At 70.3% G+C, this 15,056-nt stretch carries 16 protein-coding genes; 9 read left to right on the top strand and 7 right to left on the bottom strand.

Annotated elements, in window-relative coordinates; all coding sequences use genetic code 11:
- Window positions 1–40: 40 nt before the first annotated feature.
- A complete protein-coding gene (locus tag ABTW72_RS24550; protein ID WP_350862159.1) occupies window positions 41–235 on the bottom strand; it encodes an acyl-CoA carboxylase subunit epsilon in 195 nt (64 codons plus the stop codon).
- A gap of 91 nt (window positions 236–326) precedes the next feature.
- On the opposite strand from ABTW72_RS24550, the gene ABTW72_RS24545 reads away from it, so the two are divergent.
- Window positions 327–2,351: a serine/threonine-protein kinase gene (locus ABTW72_RS24545; RefSeq protein WP_350862157.1), complete on the top strand. Its 2,025-nt coding sequence runs from the start codon at window positions 327–329 to the stop codon at window positions 2,349–2,351.
- Between the two features lie 66 nt (window positions 2,352–2,417).
- On the top strand, window positions 2,418–2,645 hold the full coding sequence (locus ABTW72_RS24540; protein WP_350862155.1) for a hypothetical protein: 228 nt from the start codon (window positions 2,418–2,420) through the stop codon (window positions 2,643–2,645).
- 82 nt (window positions 2,646–2,727) lie between these two features.
- Here the strand turns inward: ABTW72_RS24540 and ABTW72_RS24535 are convergent, their stop codons facing one another.
- Complete coding sequence (locus ABTW72_RS24535) at window positions 2,728–3,480, bottom strand: GH25 family lysozyme (protein WP_203124209.1); 753 nt, start codon at window positions 3,478–3,480, stop codon at window positions 2,728–2,730.
- Between the two features lie 127 nt (window positions 3,481–3,607).
- Window positions 3,608–4,159 (bottom strand): Uma2 family endonuclease, encoded by a 552-nt coding sequence (locus ABTW72_RS24530; RefSeq protein ID WP_350862153.1) that lies wholly within the window; start codon window positions 4,157–4,159, stop codon window positions 3,608–3,610.
- Between the two features lie 100 nt (window positions 4,160–4,259).
- On the opposite strand from ABTW72_RS24530, the gene ABTW72_RS24525 reads away from it, so the two are divergent.
- The 4 genes from ABTW72_RS24525 (at window position 4,260) to ABTW72_RS24510 (ending at window position 7,431) form a co-directional block, all read left to right on the top strand.
- Window positions 4,260–5,003 carry a M50 family metallopeptidase gene (locus ABTW72_RS24525; RefSeq protein WP_350862151.1) on the top strand — a complete coding sequence of 248 codons (744 nt, stop codon included), beginning with the start codon at window positions 4,260–4,262 and terminating at the stop codon, window positions 5,001–5,003.
- A 22-nt stretch (window positions 5,004–5,025) separates the two neighbouring features.
- Window positions 5,026–6,009, top strand: a complete 984-nt coding sequence (locus ABTW72_RS24520; protein ID WP_350862149.1) for a ketopantoate reductase family protein — start codon at window positions 5,026–5,028, stop codon at window positions 6,007–6,009.
- 62 nt (window positions 6,010–6,071) lie between these two features.
- On the top strand, window positions 6,072–6,572 hold the full coding sequence (locus ABTW72_RS24515; RefSeq protein ID WP_091394380.1) for a SigE family RNA polymerase sigma factor: 501 nt from the start codon (window positions 6,072–6,074) through the stop codon (window positions 6,570–6,572).
- On the top strand, window positions 6,565–7,431 hold the full coding sequence (locus tag ABTW72_RS24510; protein WP_350862147.1) for a hypothetical protein: 867 nt from the start codon (window positions 6,565–6,567) through the stop codon (window positions 7,429–7,431). Before ABTW72_RS24515 ends, ABTW72_RS24510 begins: the two co-directional genes overlap by 8 nt.
- 99 nt (window positions 7,432–7,530) lie before the next feature.
- On the opposite strand, the gene ABTW72_RS24505 is transcribed toward ABTW72_RS24510, so the two are convergent.
- The gene (locus tag ABTW72_RS24505) at window positions 7,531–9,114 is read right to left on the bottom strand and encodes an acyl-CoA carboxylase subunit beta (RefSeq protein WP_350862145.1); all 1,584 of its coding nucleotides are present in this window, start codon (window positions 9,112–9,114) and stop codon (window positions 7,531–7,533) included.
- A gap of 84 nt (window positions 9,115–9,198) precedes the next feature.
- Here ABTW72_RS24505 and ABTW72_RS24500 point away from each other — a divergent pair, with 84 nt between their 5' ends.
- A complete protein-coding gene (locus tag ABTW72_RS24500; RefSeq protein WP_091394370.1) occupies window positions 9,199–10,074 on the top strand; it encodes a biotin--[acetyl-CoA-carboxylase] ligase in 876 nt (291 codons plus the stop codon).
- A gap of 107 nt (window positions 10,075–10,181) precedes the next feature.
- Window positions 10,182–10,754, top strand: coding sequence for a PH domain-containing protein (locus ABTW72_RS24495; protein ID WP_350862143.1), 573 nt, complete (start codon window positions 10,182–10,184; stop codon window positions 10,752–10,754).
- 44 nt (window positions 10,755–10,798) lie between these two features.
- On the opposite strand, the gene ABTW72_RS24490 is transcribed toward ABTW72_RS24495, so the two are convergent.
- From ABTW72_RS24490 to ABTW72_RS32750, 3 genes are all read right to left on the bottom strand, one after another.
- Window positions 10,799–11,461 (bottom strand): MaoC/PaaZ C-terminal domain-containing protein, encoded by a 663-nt coding sequence (locus tag ABTW72_RS24490; protein WP_350862141.1) that lies wholly within the window; start codon window positions 11,459–11,461, stop codon window positions 10,799–10,801.
- A complete protein-coding gene (locus tag ABTW72_RS24485; protein ID WP_350862140.1) occupies window positions 11,458–12,165 on the bottom strand; it encodes a GtrA family protein in 708 nt (235 codons plus the stop codon). Before ABTW72_RS24485 ends, ABTW72_RS24490 begins: the two co-directional genes overlap by 4 nt.
- 63 nt (window positions 12,166–12,228) lie before the next feature.
- Complete coding sequence (locus ABTW72_RS32750) at window positions 12,229–12,765, bottom strand: GtrA family protein (protein ID WP_502892242.1); 537 nt, start codon at window positions 12,763–12,765, stop codon at window positions 12,229–12,231.
- 439 nt (window positions 12,766–13,204) lie between these two features.
- Here ABTW72_RS32750 and ABTW72_RS24475 point away from each other — a divergent pair, with 439 nt between their 5' ends.
- Complete coding sequence (locus tag ABTW72_RS24475; protein WP_350862138.1) at window positions 13,205–15,049, top strand: phosphoenolpyruvate carboxykinase (GTP); 1,845 nt, start codon at window positions 13,205–13,207, stop codon at window positions 15,047–15,049.
- The last annotated feature ends 7 nt before the right edge of the window (window positions 15,050–15,056 follow it).

Below are 15,056 nucleotides of genomic sequence, written 5' to 3'. Positions count from 1 at the left end.
TCAACGCCACCGTGGCAGCCCCCGTGCGGCAGGTCTCGGGTTAGCGGGGCAGGCCGGCGGCGCGCCACCCGCGGGAGCCGCCGGGTCGACCGCTGCGCGCCCAGGCGGACGTGGCCGCCGGGACGGGGGCGGCGGCCGGACGGGTTCGGACGATGATCGCCCCCACCAGAGCGGCCAACTCCTCGGCGGTGGGCACGCCGCGGACGACCCGGAACAGCGGCTCTTCGGCAGACATGCCGCCAGGGTACGCGGGCGCGAAGCAACGCGAAGCGCACAGTGGCGTGCCGGCGGTGTGAGCGTCAGCCGGTCCGGGTACCGTCTCACCGATGTCGAACGCGCTTCCCCAACTCGTCGCTGACCGATACCGGCTCCTGTCGCCGCTCGGCCAGGGCGGCATGGGCCGGGTGTGGAAGGCGCGCGACGAGGTGCTGCATCGGGACGTCGCCATCAAGGAGTTGGTGCCGCCTCCCGGTCTCACCGATGAGGAGCGCCGCGAGATGCGCGAGCGCTCGTTGCGGGAGGCGCGGGCCATCGCCCGGCTCAACCACGCCAACGTCGTCCGCATCTTCGACGTGCTGCGCACTGACGGCGATCCGTGGATCGTCATGGAGTACGTGGCGTCGAAGTCGTTGCAGGACACTCTCGCCGAGGACGGCCCGGTTTCGGTGGCCCGCACGGTGGAGATCGGCCTGGGTGTGCTGGGTGCGTTGAGCGCCGCTCACAAGGCGGGTGTCATGCACCGCGACGTGAAGCCCGGCAACGTGTTGCTCGGCGACGACGGTCGGGTGGTGCTGACCGATTTCGGTCTCGCCACCATCCCCGGTGACCCCAATGTGACCCGCACCGGCATGGTGCTCGGCTCACCCGCGTACATCTCACCGGAGCGGGCCCGGGACGGCACGGCCGGGCCGGAGGCCGACCTGTGGTCGCTGGGCGCGACGCTCTACGCGGCGGTCGAGGGCAAGTCGCCGTACGCCCGGCCGTCGGCGATCGGCACCCTGGCCGCGTTGGCCACCGAGCCGATTCCGCCGCCGAAGAACGCCGGTCCGCTCAAGGCCGTCCTCAACGGGCTGCTGCGCAAGGACCCGAACGAGCGGATCACCGCCGAGGTGGCGGAGCGGTTGCTGCGCCGCGCCGGAGGCAAGCGGTCGCGCGGCATTTCACTGCTTGATGGCGTACGCCGGCCTGGGCCGAACGGTCCGCGCGAGCCGCGCCTGCCCGTGGTGCCGGCCCCGCGACCGGCCGAGACTGTCGACCGGCCGGTGTCACCTCCGCCGGCCGCCGCCCCGACGACCTCCGCCGCCACCTCCGCTGCCGCCGCGACTCCGGCCGCCGATGCCACTCCGACGGCCGTCGTCTCGTCCGGTGCGGTCGCCGACCCGACCGCGGTGGTGCCAGCCGAGCCGACCGCAGCGGCGCCGGCCGAGCCGACCGCCACGATCGATCGCCCGTCCGATGCCGACCCGTCCGATGCCGAGCCGACCTCGAAGGTCACTGCAACGCCCGACACGAGCGGCGGCGGTACGACTGACGTCGACGACGAGCCGACGGTTGTCGATGGCCCGCCGGTGGCTCCGGAGCAGCGCAAGCCGACCACCCCGACGTCGCTCATGCCGCCGGTGGGTCCGGCCGGCCGCGCGTCGGTGCCGCTCTCGGATGGCACGAAGCCGAACAACACCCGACGTAACGTACTGATCGGTGCCGTGGTCGCGCTGCTGCTGATCGGCCTCGTGGTGGTCGTGCCGATGCTGACGAAGGACGACGACAACAGGAGCCCGCAGGCCAACCCGACCGGTGCCGCCGCGACGTCGGCGCCCGCACCGACCTCCGCTGCTGCGCCACCGCCGCCCACCAGTGGTGCCCCGAGCCCGTCCGCCTCGGCCACCCCCTCGGTAGACCCGAACGCGCTGCCGGCGGGCTGGAAGCTGCACCGGGACCCGGCCGGCTTCGCCCTGCCGATCCCCGATGGTTGGGTGCGGAGCCAGGTCGACAGCTTCACGGTTGTCTTCAACCAGTCCAACGGGCCGGGAAAGCTGCTCGTGCAGTGGACCAACACCCCGAAGAAGGATGCGGTCGCGGACTGGCGGGAGCAGGAGCCGAATCGCGCTAGCCGCGTCAACAACTACCAGTACCTCAGCATCAAGGCGTGCGACTTTTGGAAGACCTGCGGTGACTGGGAGTGGCTGGAGACCCGGGACGGGCAGCGGATCCACGTCCGTAACCGGGGGTTCGTGACGGCCAAGAACCGCGGTTACGCCCTGCGGTGGGAGATCGCCCAGAAGGACTGGCAGGCCAACCTGCCGAACTTCGACCGGATCGCCAAGGGTTTCGTGCCCGACCGTCAGGACTGAAACTCATTCGCATGACCTTGCGTCGTCCGGGGTAATTGACCTTCGACGACGGAAGGAGGCACGAACATGGGTTACCGACGGAGGGACACTCGGCCCCGGCTGGCACTGTGGATGCTCGTGGCGCTCGGCGACGCGATCCTGCTGCTGGTCAGCGCGGGGGTTTCGGTGCTCATCGCACTGCTCGGCGTCGTGATCGTTGCCGGCTTTGGCGTTGCCGCCTGGCGGTTGACCCGCCGGGGCGCGCTGGCTCGTGAGGATGCTGTGGTGCCGGTGTTGAGCCGGCGGCGGGCCTGACCCGTACCCGGTGGTGTGGCGGCAGCCGGACCGATTGTCGACCGTGTGGTGACCGTCGATCCCGCTGCCGCCAACGGCCCGGTCAGGTGTTGTTGGCCAACGCGATCAGGCGGCTCCGGTCACCGTTCCAGTAGTTGCGGTCCACGTTGCCGCTGATCCCGGAGACCGCGCCGGTGCTGGTGTACTGCCAGAAGCTCCACACCGACGCGCCGGCCGGCAGGGCGCCGGGCGTGCTCGACCAGCGGGCCAGCCAGAGCGGGTGGTTCGCCCAGGGGCCGGTCCAGCTGCCGGTGCACTGGTTCCACCAGCTCGTGGTGGTGTAGATGACCGCGTACCGGCCGGTGCGGGACCGGTAGGTGTTCAGGAAGTCCTGCACCCAGTTGCGCATCCCGGTCGTGCTGAGCCCGTAGCAGTAGCCGCCGGCGTACGGGTTGCCCTCGATGTCCAGCGCGGCCGGCAGGGTGCGGCTGTCCGCGGACCAGGCCCCGCCGTTGGAGGCCAGGTAGTTGGCCTGGGTGGAGCCGGCGGAGATGTTCGGGCGGGCGAAGTGGTACGCCCCGCGGATCACCCCGGCGTTGTACGCGTTGACGTAGTTGGCGTTGAAGTTCGGGTCCTTGTAGCTGGTGCCCTCGGTCGCCTTGATGAAGGCGAACTGGATGCCCGCGTTGCGGACGCTGGTCCAGTTGATGGTGCCCTGGTAGCGGGAGACGTCGACACCGGGTGTGGTGGCGGCGGCCGCCGGTCCGGCGGTCGCGACCAGGGCCGCCGCCGCGGTGGCGAGGACGGTGAGGCCGGCCGCGAGCGCGCGGCGCAGCGATGAACGGGTACGGGCCATGAGTGCCTCCAAGGACGTCGTTCTATCGACATTCATCTTTGGAGGTAAGTACCCTAGATCACAAGGGTGACCGGAAAAAAGCTTCATCGACGGCCGTCGGACGTCCCGATGACGGGAGTGGAACGGGTCAGCGCAGCGTGGCCGGATCGAGCTGCCAGCGGAACGGCTCGACGACGGTCAGCGTCTCGCCGGGCTTGGCCACCTGGTCCTCGACGTAGTGCTCACCGTCCAGCCGGAACAGCCGCAACGAATGACCGTCCCCGTCCTGTTCGACCACCAGATACCAGGGGATCCGCGCGATGGCGTAGAGCTGCATCTTGACCAGCCGGTCGGCAGCGGCGTTGCCGGGCGAGACGATCTCGCAGACGAGCACGACCTCGGCGGCCTCCACCGCCGTGCCCTCGTCGTCGGTGTCCGCGACAACCACATCGGGGATGACGATCCGATCCACCCCGAGCCGAACGTTGACCGCCTCGAAGACGAGGAGGGGTTGTGGTCGCACCGCTCGACGCAGGCTGTAGACGAGTTCCCACGACACCAACCGGTGCCGCTTGCTCGGGGCAGGGCTCACGATCAGGCTCCCGTCGAGCAGCTCGATCCGGTCCGGGGTTTCACCCAAGGCGAAGTAGTCGGCCTCGGTCCAGAGCCCGACGTGGTGTCCCAGGGGTTCCGCACTCATCCGCGCTCACCTCCGCTCCAGTCGCCACCCGATCAGTTTCACAGGATACGAGTCGGTGCCTCGGGAGCGACACGGAACGTCGCCGGTAGGCTCGCGCCCCATGATGTCGATCGACGGGCTGAGCGACCTGTGGGACACGTTGTTCGGCGCGCAGCCGGACCCGCCCGCGCTGCTGGTGCTGATCACCGGGGTCGTCGCGCTGGTGGTGGTCTCCACCCGGCTGCCGTGGCGGATCGCCCGTAACGCCATCACCATCGCGCACGAGGGTGGGCACGCCCTGGTCGCCCTGCTCACCGGCCGTAAGCTGCGCGGCATCCGGCTGCACTCGGACACGTCTGGGCTGACGCTCTCCGCCGGCCGTCCCACCGGGCCGGGCATGATCCTCACCCTGCTCGCCGGCTACGTCGCACCGCCGCTGGTGGGGCTGGCCGGTGCCTGGCTGCTCGGTGGTAACCGGATCACCCTGCTGCTCTGGGTGGCCGTGGCGCTGCTGCTGGCCATGCTCGTCATGATCCGCAACGTCTTCGGCGTGGTGTCGTTGCTGATCACCGGGGCGCTGGTGTTCGCCGTCTCGTGGTACGCGACGCCACAGGTCCAGGCCGCGTTCGCGTACGCCGGGGTGTGGTTTCTGCTGCTCGGTGGGGTCCGGCCGGTGGTCGAGCTGCAACGGCTGCGCTCGCGGGGCCGGATGCCCGCCTCCGACGCCGACCAGCTCGCCGGGCTCACCCCGTTTCCGCCGCTCTTCTGGGTTGGCGTCTTCGCCCTGGTCAACCTGGCGGCGTTGGTCGCTGGCGCGCTCCTGCTCGCCGGCCCGATCCTCACCGACGCCGGCCTGACATTCTGACCCCACCGGGCAGAATGAGGCCATGCGATACGTGATCATCGGGGCGGGTGCAGTCGGCGGGACCATCGGCGTACGGCTGGCCCAGGCCGACCGGGACGTGACAGTGGTGGCCCGCGGTGCCCACCTGGACGCGATCCGCGCGCGGGGTCTGACCCTGCGGCAGCCCGACGGTGAGGTCACCGCCCGACTCGCGGCGGTGGACCGGCCCACGGACCAGCCGCTGCCGGCGGACACCGTGCTGATCCTCACCGTGAAGTCGCAGGACACCGCCGGCGCGTTGGCCGCCTGGGTGGACGCGCCGGTGGTCGGCGGCGGCACGGCGGGCGAACGTCTGCCGCTGGTGACCGCGCAGAACGGGGTGGCCAACGAGCGGGCCGCGCTGCGCCTCTTCGCCGACGTGCACCCGGTCTGCGTCTGGCTGCCGGCCACCCACCTGGACCCGGGTGTGGTGGTCGCCAACGGCTACCCGCATCCCGGGATGCTCCACATCGGGCGGTACCCCGGGGGCACCGACGACACCGACCGGGCGGTCGCCGCCGACCTGACCGCCGCCGGCTTCGTCGCCCCGGTCCGCACCGACGTGCTGCGCTGGAAGTACGGCAAGCTGCTCAGCAACCTCGGCAACGGCCTTCAGGCGTTGCTCGGTCGGGACATCCCGGACGCGCTGGTCGAACGGGTACGCGCCGAGGGCGTCGCCGCGCTCGCCGCCGCCGGCATCGCGCACACCTCGCCGGAGGAGGAGAAGGCCGAACGCGGCGACCTGGTGGGGCAGCGCCCGGTCGACGGCGAGGCCCGCTCCGGCGGCTCGACCTGGCAGAGCCTGGCCCGGGGCACCGGCTCGACCGAGGTCGACCACCTCAACGGCGAGATCGCACTGCTCGGTCGGTTGCACGGCGTACCGACGCCGGTCAACGTCGCCGTGCAGCGGGCCGTACGCCGGGCGGTCCGGGAGCGGATCGGGGCCGGGGCGTTCCCGCTCACCGAATTGCAGAAGATGATCGCCTGACCGGGGCAACCGGCGACCCCGCCCGGTGCGTGTTCCCAGCGACCGACACGGGGAGGTAGCGGGTGCCGGACGTCGACGGGTTCGACGAGTTCTACCGGGGGAGTCGGCAACGACTTCTCGGTTTCGTCTACGCCCTCACCGGCGATCGGGGCGAGGCGCAGGACGCCGTGCAGGAGGCATACGTCCGGGCGTGGCAGCGCTGGTCGACGGTCAGCGCGTACGACGACCCGGAGGCGTGGGTCCGAGTGGTGGCCAGTCGGATCGCCGTCAGCCGGTGGCGCAGCCTGCGTAGCCGCGCCCGCGCCTACCTGCGACACGGGGCCACCGAGACCGTTCCCGGGCCGGGCACCGACACCGTCGCTGTGGTCGCCGCCCTGCGTCGACTGCCCGAGGAGCAACGCGTCGCCATCGCGCTGTACTACCTGGTAGGCATGCCGGTCGCCGAGGTCGCGCGGGAGACCGCGGCCCCGGTCGGCACGGTCAAGGCCCGTCTCTCCCGGGGGCGCGCCGCGCTCGCCGGGCTGCTCGCCGTCTCTGATCTGGAGGAGGCTACCGATGCGTGACGACCTGGGATTCGTCGAAGAGATCCGCCGTGACCTGGAGGACGTGCGATGGCCGGAGCCACGGGAGATCCGGGCCCGCGCACGGCGGCGGAGCCGTCGTAGCGCCGTGGCGGCGACGGTCGTGCTGATGCTGGCGGGCGTGTCCGCCTTCGTCGCGACCGGCGGCGGTGGAGAGTCGGCGCCGCCTCCGGTGGCGGCCTCGGCGTCCCCGACCCCATCCGCCCGTGGCGAGATCGCCGTTGAGTCCCTGGTGCAACCGGCCGACGTGTCGCAAACGGCGCAGGTGCAGCTCAGCGAGTCGGACTTCGCGCAGCCGATCCTGGTGGATTCGATGCTGGGTCACTGCGGGCAGAGCCGGGGAATGACGCCCACCTGGCCGATGTCCCGCTGGTCACGGTCGCAGACCCTGCTGCGGGAACGCCCCGTCGGCGTCGACCCCACCGTCGGTGACCTGCTGCTCAAGCAGGATCTGTACCGGGTGGCGCCGGAGACGGCTGCGCCGTTGTTCGCCGACCTCGACCGACTGCTGGCCGCCTGCGCCGAGTGGGCGAGCGCCGGGCCCTACACGACGGCGGAACAGACGGGCACCGCGCGGGCGGTGCACAACTGGACCGTCGTCCAGCGGAGCTTTGCAGGCGACGAGGCCGCCATGGTGCGCCACACCCAGTCGCCGGTCCGCGACCAGAAGACCGGCGAGATCATTGGCGACGCGCCCCGACCGACCAGCACGGCGGTGGTGCAGGTGGGCGATGTGGTCGCGGTGCTCACCCTGGGACGGGACGGCACCGAGCCGGAGCTGAGCCGCCTCGCCGAGGTGGCTGCCCGCCGCATGTGCCTCGCCGCCAACCCCCCGTGCTGACGTGAACCGGTTCCTGATCGGCGCAACTTCAGGGATGTACGCGCCTCCGGGCGTCCCGAGGCCACTCTTTCCCTGAAGTTGCGCAGGCCGCGAGCGCGCTCAGAGCGGAATGTTGCCGTGCTTCTTGGGCGGCAGGGTTTCCCGCTTGGTGCGCAGGACGCGCAGCGCCCGGACGATCTGGGTACGCGTCTCGTGCGGCGGGATCACCGAGTCGATGTACCCGCGCTCGGCGGCCACGTACGGGTTGGCCAGGGTGTCCTCGTACTCGGCGATCTTCTCGGCCCGGACCGCCGCCGGGTCCTCGGCACCGGCCAACTCGGAGCGGTAGAGGATGTTCACCGCGCCCTGCGCGCCCATCACCGCGATCTGCGCGGTCGGCCAGGCGAAGTTCAGGTCCGCACCGAGGTGCTTGGAGCCCATCACGTCGTACGCCCCGCCGTACGCCTTGCGGGTGATCACGGTGACCTTGGGGACGGTCGCCTCGGCGTACGCGTAGATGAGCTTCGCGCCCCGGCGGATGATGCCGTCCCACTCCTGACCGGTGCCGGGCAGGAAGCCGGGCACGTCCACGAAGGTCAGCACCGGGATGTTGAACGCGTCGCAGGTGCGAACGAAGCGGGCGGCCTTCTCCGAGGCGGCGATGTCCAGGGTGCCGGCGAAGTGCATCGGCTGGTTGGCCACCACACCGACCGGTCGCCCCTCGACCCGGCCGTAGCCGACCACGATGTTCTGCGCGTAGAGCGGCTGGACCTCCAGGAACTCCCCGTCGTCGAGGACGTGCTCGAGGACGGTGTGCATGTCGTACGGCTGGTTGGCGGAATCCGGGATGAGGGTGTCCAACTCCCGGTCCTCGTCGCTGATCGCCAGCTCGGCGGGGACCTCGACGACGACCGGCTCGTCGAGGTTGTTCGACGGCAGGTACGACAGCAGCGCCTTGACGTAGTCGACCGCGTCCTCCTCGTCGCTGGCGAGGTAGTGCGCGTTGCCGCTGCGGGTGTTGTGCGTACGCGCGCCGCCCAGTTCCTCCATGCCGACGTCCTCGCCCGTCACCGTCTTGATCACGTCGGGGCCGGTGATGAACATGTGTGAGGTCTGGTCGACCATCACGGTGAAGTCGGTGACCGCCGGGGAGTAGACCGCGCCGCCGGCACAGGGCCCCATCACCAGCGAGATCTGCGGGATGACGCCGGAGGCCCGCACGTTGCGGAAGAAGATCTCGCCGTAGAGGCCGAGCGAGACGACGCCCTCCTGGATGCGCGCACCGCCGGAGTCGTTGATGCCGACCACCGGGCAGCCGATCTTCATGGCCAGGTCCATCACCTTGACGATCTTCTCGCCGAAGACCTCGCCGAGGGAGCCACCGAAGACCGTGAAGTCCTGGGCGAAGACGCAGACCTGCCGGCCGTCCACCGTGCCGTAGCCGGTGACCACGCCGTCGCCGTACGGGCGGTTCTTCTCCAGCCCGAAGGCCGTGGACCGGTGCCGGGCCAGCTCGTCCAGTTCGACGAAGGAGCCCTCGTCGAGCAGCATCTCGATCCGCTCGCGGGCGGTCTTCTTGCCGCGCGAGTGCTGCTTCTCCACGGCGCGGGCCGACCCGGCGTGCACCGCCTCGTCGACCCGGCGCTCCAGGTCCGCCAGCTTGCCCGCAGTGCTGTGCATGTTGGTCCCGGTCTCGGTAGTCACCCAGGGAATATAACGATGGTTCAGGTGGGTGCCGCTGTGCAGTACGCCTCAGTGTCGACCGGAGCACCGCCGTAGGCTGGCGGAATGTCGGGCTCCCCGTACACCGATCTGGACCGGCCGCCGCTGTCGGCGGCCCGGCTGCGCCGCGCGTTGACCGCGCCGAACGGGCCGTGGGCCCGGCTGGAGCTGCGTGCCGAGACCGGCTCCACGAACGCCGACGTGGCCGAGGCCGCCCGGGCCGACGAGCCCGAGGGTCTGGTCGTGGTCGCCGAGCGGCAGACCGAAGGGCGCGGCCGGCGCGGTCGGGTCTGGCAGTCACCGGCGCGGGCCGGCATCGCGACGAGCGTCCTGCTGCGGCCCGGCGAGGCGGTGCCGGACCGCGGCTGGCTGCCGGCGACGCCCACGGGGTACGGGTGGCTGCCGTTGCTGGCCGGCGTGGCGCTGGTCGAGGCGGTGGCCCGGCTGGCCGAGCTGGAAGCCACCCTCAAGTGGCCGAACGACCTGCTGATCGACGACGCGAAGTGCGCGGGCGTGCTGGCCGAGGCGGTGCCCGGACGGGCGCCGGACCAACCGCCGGCCATCGTGCTGGGCATCGGGCTCAACGTGACGTTGCGCGCCGACGAGCTGCCGGTGAATCCGACCGGGCTGCCGGCCACCTCGCTCCAGTTGGCCGGCGCGGTGGCCACCGACCGGGATCCGCTGCTGCGGGCGCTGTTGCGGGCGGTCGCCGACTGGTACGACCGTTGGCGTTCGGCGGGCGGCGACGCGGTGGCCAGCGGCCTGCGCGACGCCTACCTGGCGGCCTGCGCGACGATCGGCCGGGAGGTACGCGTTCTGCTCCCCAACGGCGACTCCCTGACCGGCACCGCCACCGGAGTGGACCCGGACGGCCAACTGATGGTCACCACGTCAACCGGAGCCCGGACCCTGGCCGCCGGCGACGTCCTGCACCTCCGCTGAGGACGGGCAAGATCACGAAGAGCCGAGTGGGCCCGCGCGGCGGATGTTGTGGTGGGGCTTGGGGGGTTTACCGTCTGCGCGTCCAGAAAATCGCGTTGGAGGTTCCCGTGGCGTTTCCTGAAGACGTGCTCACCGAGGACGAGCACGTCGTGCTGCACCTGCATCCGCACTGGAAGGCGTTGATCCGGCCGATCGCGGTGCTGGTGCTGGCCATCGCCGCGGTGGTGGTCGGCGTGCTCCTGTTGCCCGAGAGTGGCGGCGGTTCGGTCGCGCTGGCCGTGATCGGGGCGATCGCCCTGGTCGCGGTGCTCTGGCTCGGCCTGTGGCCGTTCCTGGTCTGGCGGACCACCCACTACCTGTTCACGAACGAGCGAGTCCTGCTTCAGCAGGGTGTGTTCTCCCGGGACCGGCGGGACCTCCCGCTCGCCCGGGTCAACGACCACTCGATGAACCAGCGTTTCGTCGAGCGTCTGCTCGGCTGCGGGACGCTCACCATCGAGTCGGCGGGTGAGCGCGGCCAGTCGGTGCTCCACGACGTGCCGGACGTCGGAAGGGTGCAGACCACCCTGTACGAGTTGGTCGAGGCACAGCACGACAAGCACTCGTTGGGCGATGGCGAGATGCGCGACATGCTCGCCGACATGCAGGACGGCAAGCCGCTGCGCGACACCACGACCTGAACGGGACGGTCGGGACCCGCCCCTGCCGCACTGTCGGGGGCGGGTCAGTCGGGTCGTTGGGCCTCGGGTGAGCCGCTGCTCTGCGTCGGGTCGCCGTCGGACGGCCCGACGGTGGACGGGTCCGCTGCGGTCGGGCCACTGTCGGGCTGGTCGACTCCGGGCTGATCCGCGTCGGTCGGGACGGCTTCGGCTTCGGCGGGGTCGGCCTCCACCGGTCGCACCGCGAACCAGCCACGGAAGCGGGTCCGCAGCACCTCCTGCTCGGGCCGGTCGTCCGGGCCGAGGCGCAGCATGGTGCCGGTGAGGCTGACGGTGCCGAGCCCGGGGCGGGCGGTCGACGGCCGGGCACCCATCACGTCGACCCGGACCGCGAGCCGGTCGCCGGCCCGCACCGGGGCGAGCCAGCGCAGCTCCTCCAGGCCGGGGGACGCGTCCGCGGCGGCCCGGGACAGCAGGTGGTCGACGTACGCGCGCATGAACAGGCTGACCGTGTAGAAGCCGCTGGCGATCAGACCACCGTGTCGGCTCTCCGCGGCCAGGTCGGGGTCGACGTGGTACCACTGCGGGTCGAAGCGGCGGGCGAAGGCGACCATCTCGTCGGCGTCCACGGTGACCACGCCGAGGTCGACGGTGAGCCCCGGGACGAGATCCTCGAAGAACAGCTCGGCCGGCCGCCCCGTGCCGGAGCGGGCGTCGGGGGTCGTCACCGGCGGGGCGCGCGGCGGGTGCTGACGTGCAGCTCCGCAGCGAGTTCCGCGTCCAGGTCGACGGCGGGGCTGACGCTCAGCCGCGGGGACCGGCCCTGAGTCGGTGCGCCGGCTGGGGAGTCGAGGCGTTGTGCCGACTCCGCCTCCTCCAGCTCGGACACCGATTCCGCCAACTCGGCGACCGGGTCCATCTCCGCCATGGTGTCCCACTCGTCGCGCGGAATGTCGTGCCAGGTGGAGTCGGGCTTCGCGGTCTCGTCCTCGGCCGGTGCGACGGGCTGGAAGACGAAGGTGCGGTATGACCAGAACCGGAACAGCGTGGCCAGCATGACGCCGACGGTCTTGGCCACATTCAGCGCCAGCAGGCCGTGTACGCCGAGGCCGTACTTGGCCGCCGCAACGGCCCCCAGCTCAATGAGCAGGCCCGCGCCGTTGAAAAGGAAGAAAAGGAGATATTCCCTGCGAAGTGCAGATTTCGGGCGATCGCGGTACGTCCAGTGCCGATTCATGAGGTACGACGTGATGGTGGCGACGATCGTCGCGATCACGGTCGCCTTCAACTGACCGTTGACGAAAACGGTCAGTGCAAGGGCATTGAACACCGCGTAATTGATGACGGTGTTGATGCCGCCGACGATGCCGAACTTGAGCGCCTCGTGGATGAACTTCTGCCAGCGCTCAGGCAGCAGGCGGACAAGACGCATGCGAAACACCTTAGGGCAGTCGGTACGGCCGGCGATCACCGGCCGAACGAGGTGGGCGGCAGGTCACGCCCCGTGGTCTCGGTCGGGATTCACCTGCGGAAGGGTCGGGGTTCCCGCTTCGACGAAGACGAACCGCCGGTACGACCAGAATCGAAACAGCGTGGCGAACCCCGTGCCGACGATGTAGCTGGCGAGATTGTCCGCCAGGCGCGTCTGGAACACGGCCGGCCAGATGGCGCCGAGCCCGTAGCGGCTGAGCGCGAGGCAGGCCACCGTGATGCCGAGACCGACCGCGTTGAAGAAGAAGAAGAGTGCGTACTCGCGGGCCGCGTTGTTGCGCTGGCGGTGCCGCCACGTCCAGAACCGGTTGCCCACGAAGGCGACGGACGCCGCGATCACGGTGGAGATCGTCTTCGCCGTCAGCTCTTCGACGCCGTGCTTACTCGTCAGGTAGTTGAAGAGCGCGAAGTCGACGAGGAACGCGAAACCACCCACGGTGGCGAACTTGCTCATCTCGCGGATGAGGTGACCGAAGCGGTCGAGGAGTATGCCGACGAGACCCGGTCGGGTCTGCCGGGGACCCGGTTGTTCCCCGGTCATCGTGGCGGCCACGGAGGGAGCCTACCGGCTGCCGGCCAGTCAGAGGGGTAGCAACGGCAAGCAGGCGTGGTCTCCCGGAGGGGCCCAGCGCCGCGTGCGTAACCACCGCACAGAGCGTAACCAATTGGGAGGACTGAGCCGCCGCGGAACGGGAATCACCGCACCGGTCGGCGGGGCAGGTCCACGGCCCGACCGCAACAAGCGTCCGCCGGGGTGCACAACAAGATTTGCGTGAAACTGCGCGGGAAAGCGGGTATCAGCTCGTGATGCCGCAGCGAGGCCGTAGCTTGTGCAGTTCTTCACAACCTGTCCCACTGACTCGGAAGGCTGCCCGGTTTACGCTGAGGCCAATCCCAGGTTTCCACGAAGGCGACGCATCGCGCCGCCGAGTCTCGTGCATCCCATAGATCGGTCAGCGTCGACCACAAGGAGATGTGTCATGGTTGCTCCGGCTGTTGTGCGGGGTATTGATCAGGCCCCGACGTCCCATCCGAAACTGCTCGCCTGGGTCCGTGAGGTCGCGGAACTGACCACCCCCGACCGTGTCGTCTGGGTGGACGGGTCCGACGAGGAGTGGCGCCGCCTCACCGATGAGCTGGTCGAGGCCGGCACCCTGATCCGGCTCAACCCCGAGAAGAAGCCCAACTCGTTCTACGCGCGCACCGACCCGACGGACGTCGCCCGGGTCGAGGAGCGCACCTACATCTGTTCCGTCGACGAGGCGGACGCCGGCCCCACCAACAACTGGATGGCGCCGGCCGAGATGAAGCGGACGATGACGGACCTGTACCGGGGCTCCATGCGCGGTCGCACCATGTACGTCATCCCGTTCGTCATGGGGCCGGTCGAGGCCGAGTCCCCGATGTTCGGTGTCGAGATCACCGACAGCCCGTACGTGGTCGCCTCGATGCGCATCATGACGCGGATGGGCACCCGGGTCCTCGAGGCCATGGGTGACGACGCGGACTTCGTGCACGCGCTGCACTCGATCGGCGCCCCGCTCGCCCCCGGCCAGCAGGATGTCGCCTGGCCGTGCAACGACACCAAGTACATCTCGCACTTCCCGGAGAGCCGGGAGATCTGGTCGTACGGCTCGGGTTACGGCGGCAACTCGCTGCTGGGCAAGAAGTGCTACTCGCTGCGGATCGCCAGCGTGATGGGCCGGGACGAGGGCTGGCTGGCCGAGCACATGCTGATCCTCAAGATCACCTCGCCGGAGGGTCGGGTCTACCACATCGCCGGCGCGTTCCCATCTGCCTGCGGCAAGACCAACCTCGCCATGGTGGAGCCGACGATTCCCGGCTGGAAGGTCGAGACCATCGGCGACGACATCGCCTGGATGCGGTTCGGCCCGGACGGCCGCCTCTACGCCGTCAACCCCGAGTACGGCCTGTTCGGCGTCGCGCCCGGCACCGACTGGAAGACCAACGCCAACGCCATGCGCACCCTGGACCGGGGTAACTCCATCTTCACCAACGTCGGCCTCACCGATGACGGCGACATCTGGTGGGAGGGTATGGGTGAGCCGCCGGCACACCTGATCGACTGGAAGGGCAACGACTGGACGCCGGAGAGCGACAGCCTGTCCTCCCACGCGAACAGCCGGTTCTGCACCCCGATCACCCAGTGCCCGATCCTCGCCGACGAGTACTTCGACCCGAACGGCGTGCCGATCGACGCGATCCTCTTCGGCGGACGCCGCAAGGACACCATCCCGCTGGTGACCGAGGCCCGCGACTGGGTGCACGGCGTCTACATGGGTGCCACGCTCTCCTCGGAGACCACCGCCGCCGCGTCCGGCGCCGTCGGCGTGGTGCGGCGGGACCCGATGGCGATGCTGCCGTTCATCGGCTACCACGCCGGGGACTACTTCCGGCACTGGATCGAGATGGGCAAGGGCACCGACGGCGACGAGGCGAAGCTGCCGAAGATCTACTACGTCAACTGGTTCCGCAAGGACCCGGACGGCTCGTTCCTCTGGCCCGGCTTCGGTGAGAACTCCCGGGTGCTCAAGTGGGTCGTCGAGCGGATCGAGGGCACGGCCGACGCGGTAGAGACGCCGGTCGGCATGGTCCCCGCGCCGGACGCCCTGGACGTCGAGGGCCTGGACATGACCCCGGAGGACGTCCGGATCGCGCTGAAGGTCGACCCGGACGAGTGGCGCAACGAGCTGCCGATGATCACCGAGTGGTTCGAGAAGTTCGGTGACAAGCTCCCCGGCGTGCTCTGGGCCGAGTTGGACGCGCTGCGCGCCCGCCTGGACGCCGCGCAGCCGCAGCGGTAGGTGTGAA

The sequence above is a fragment of the Micromonospora sp. NPDC127501 genome, assembly GCF_040302185.1.
Classification (GTDB): Bacteria; Actinomycetota; Actinomycetes; order Mycobacteriales; family Micromonosporaceae; genus Micromonospora.
The sequence above is the reverse complement of the archived record's forward strand: the minus strand, read 5'-3'. Positions and strand labels throughout refer to the sequence as shown.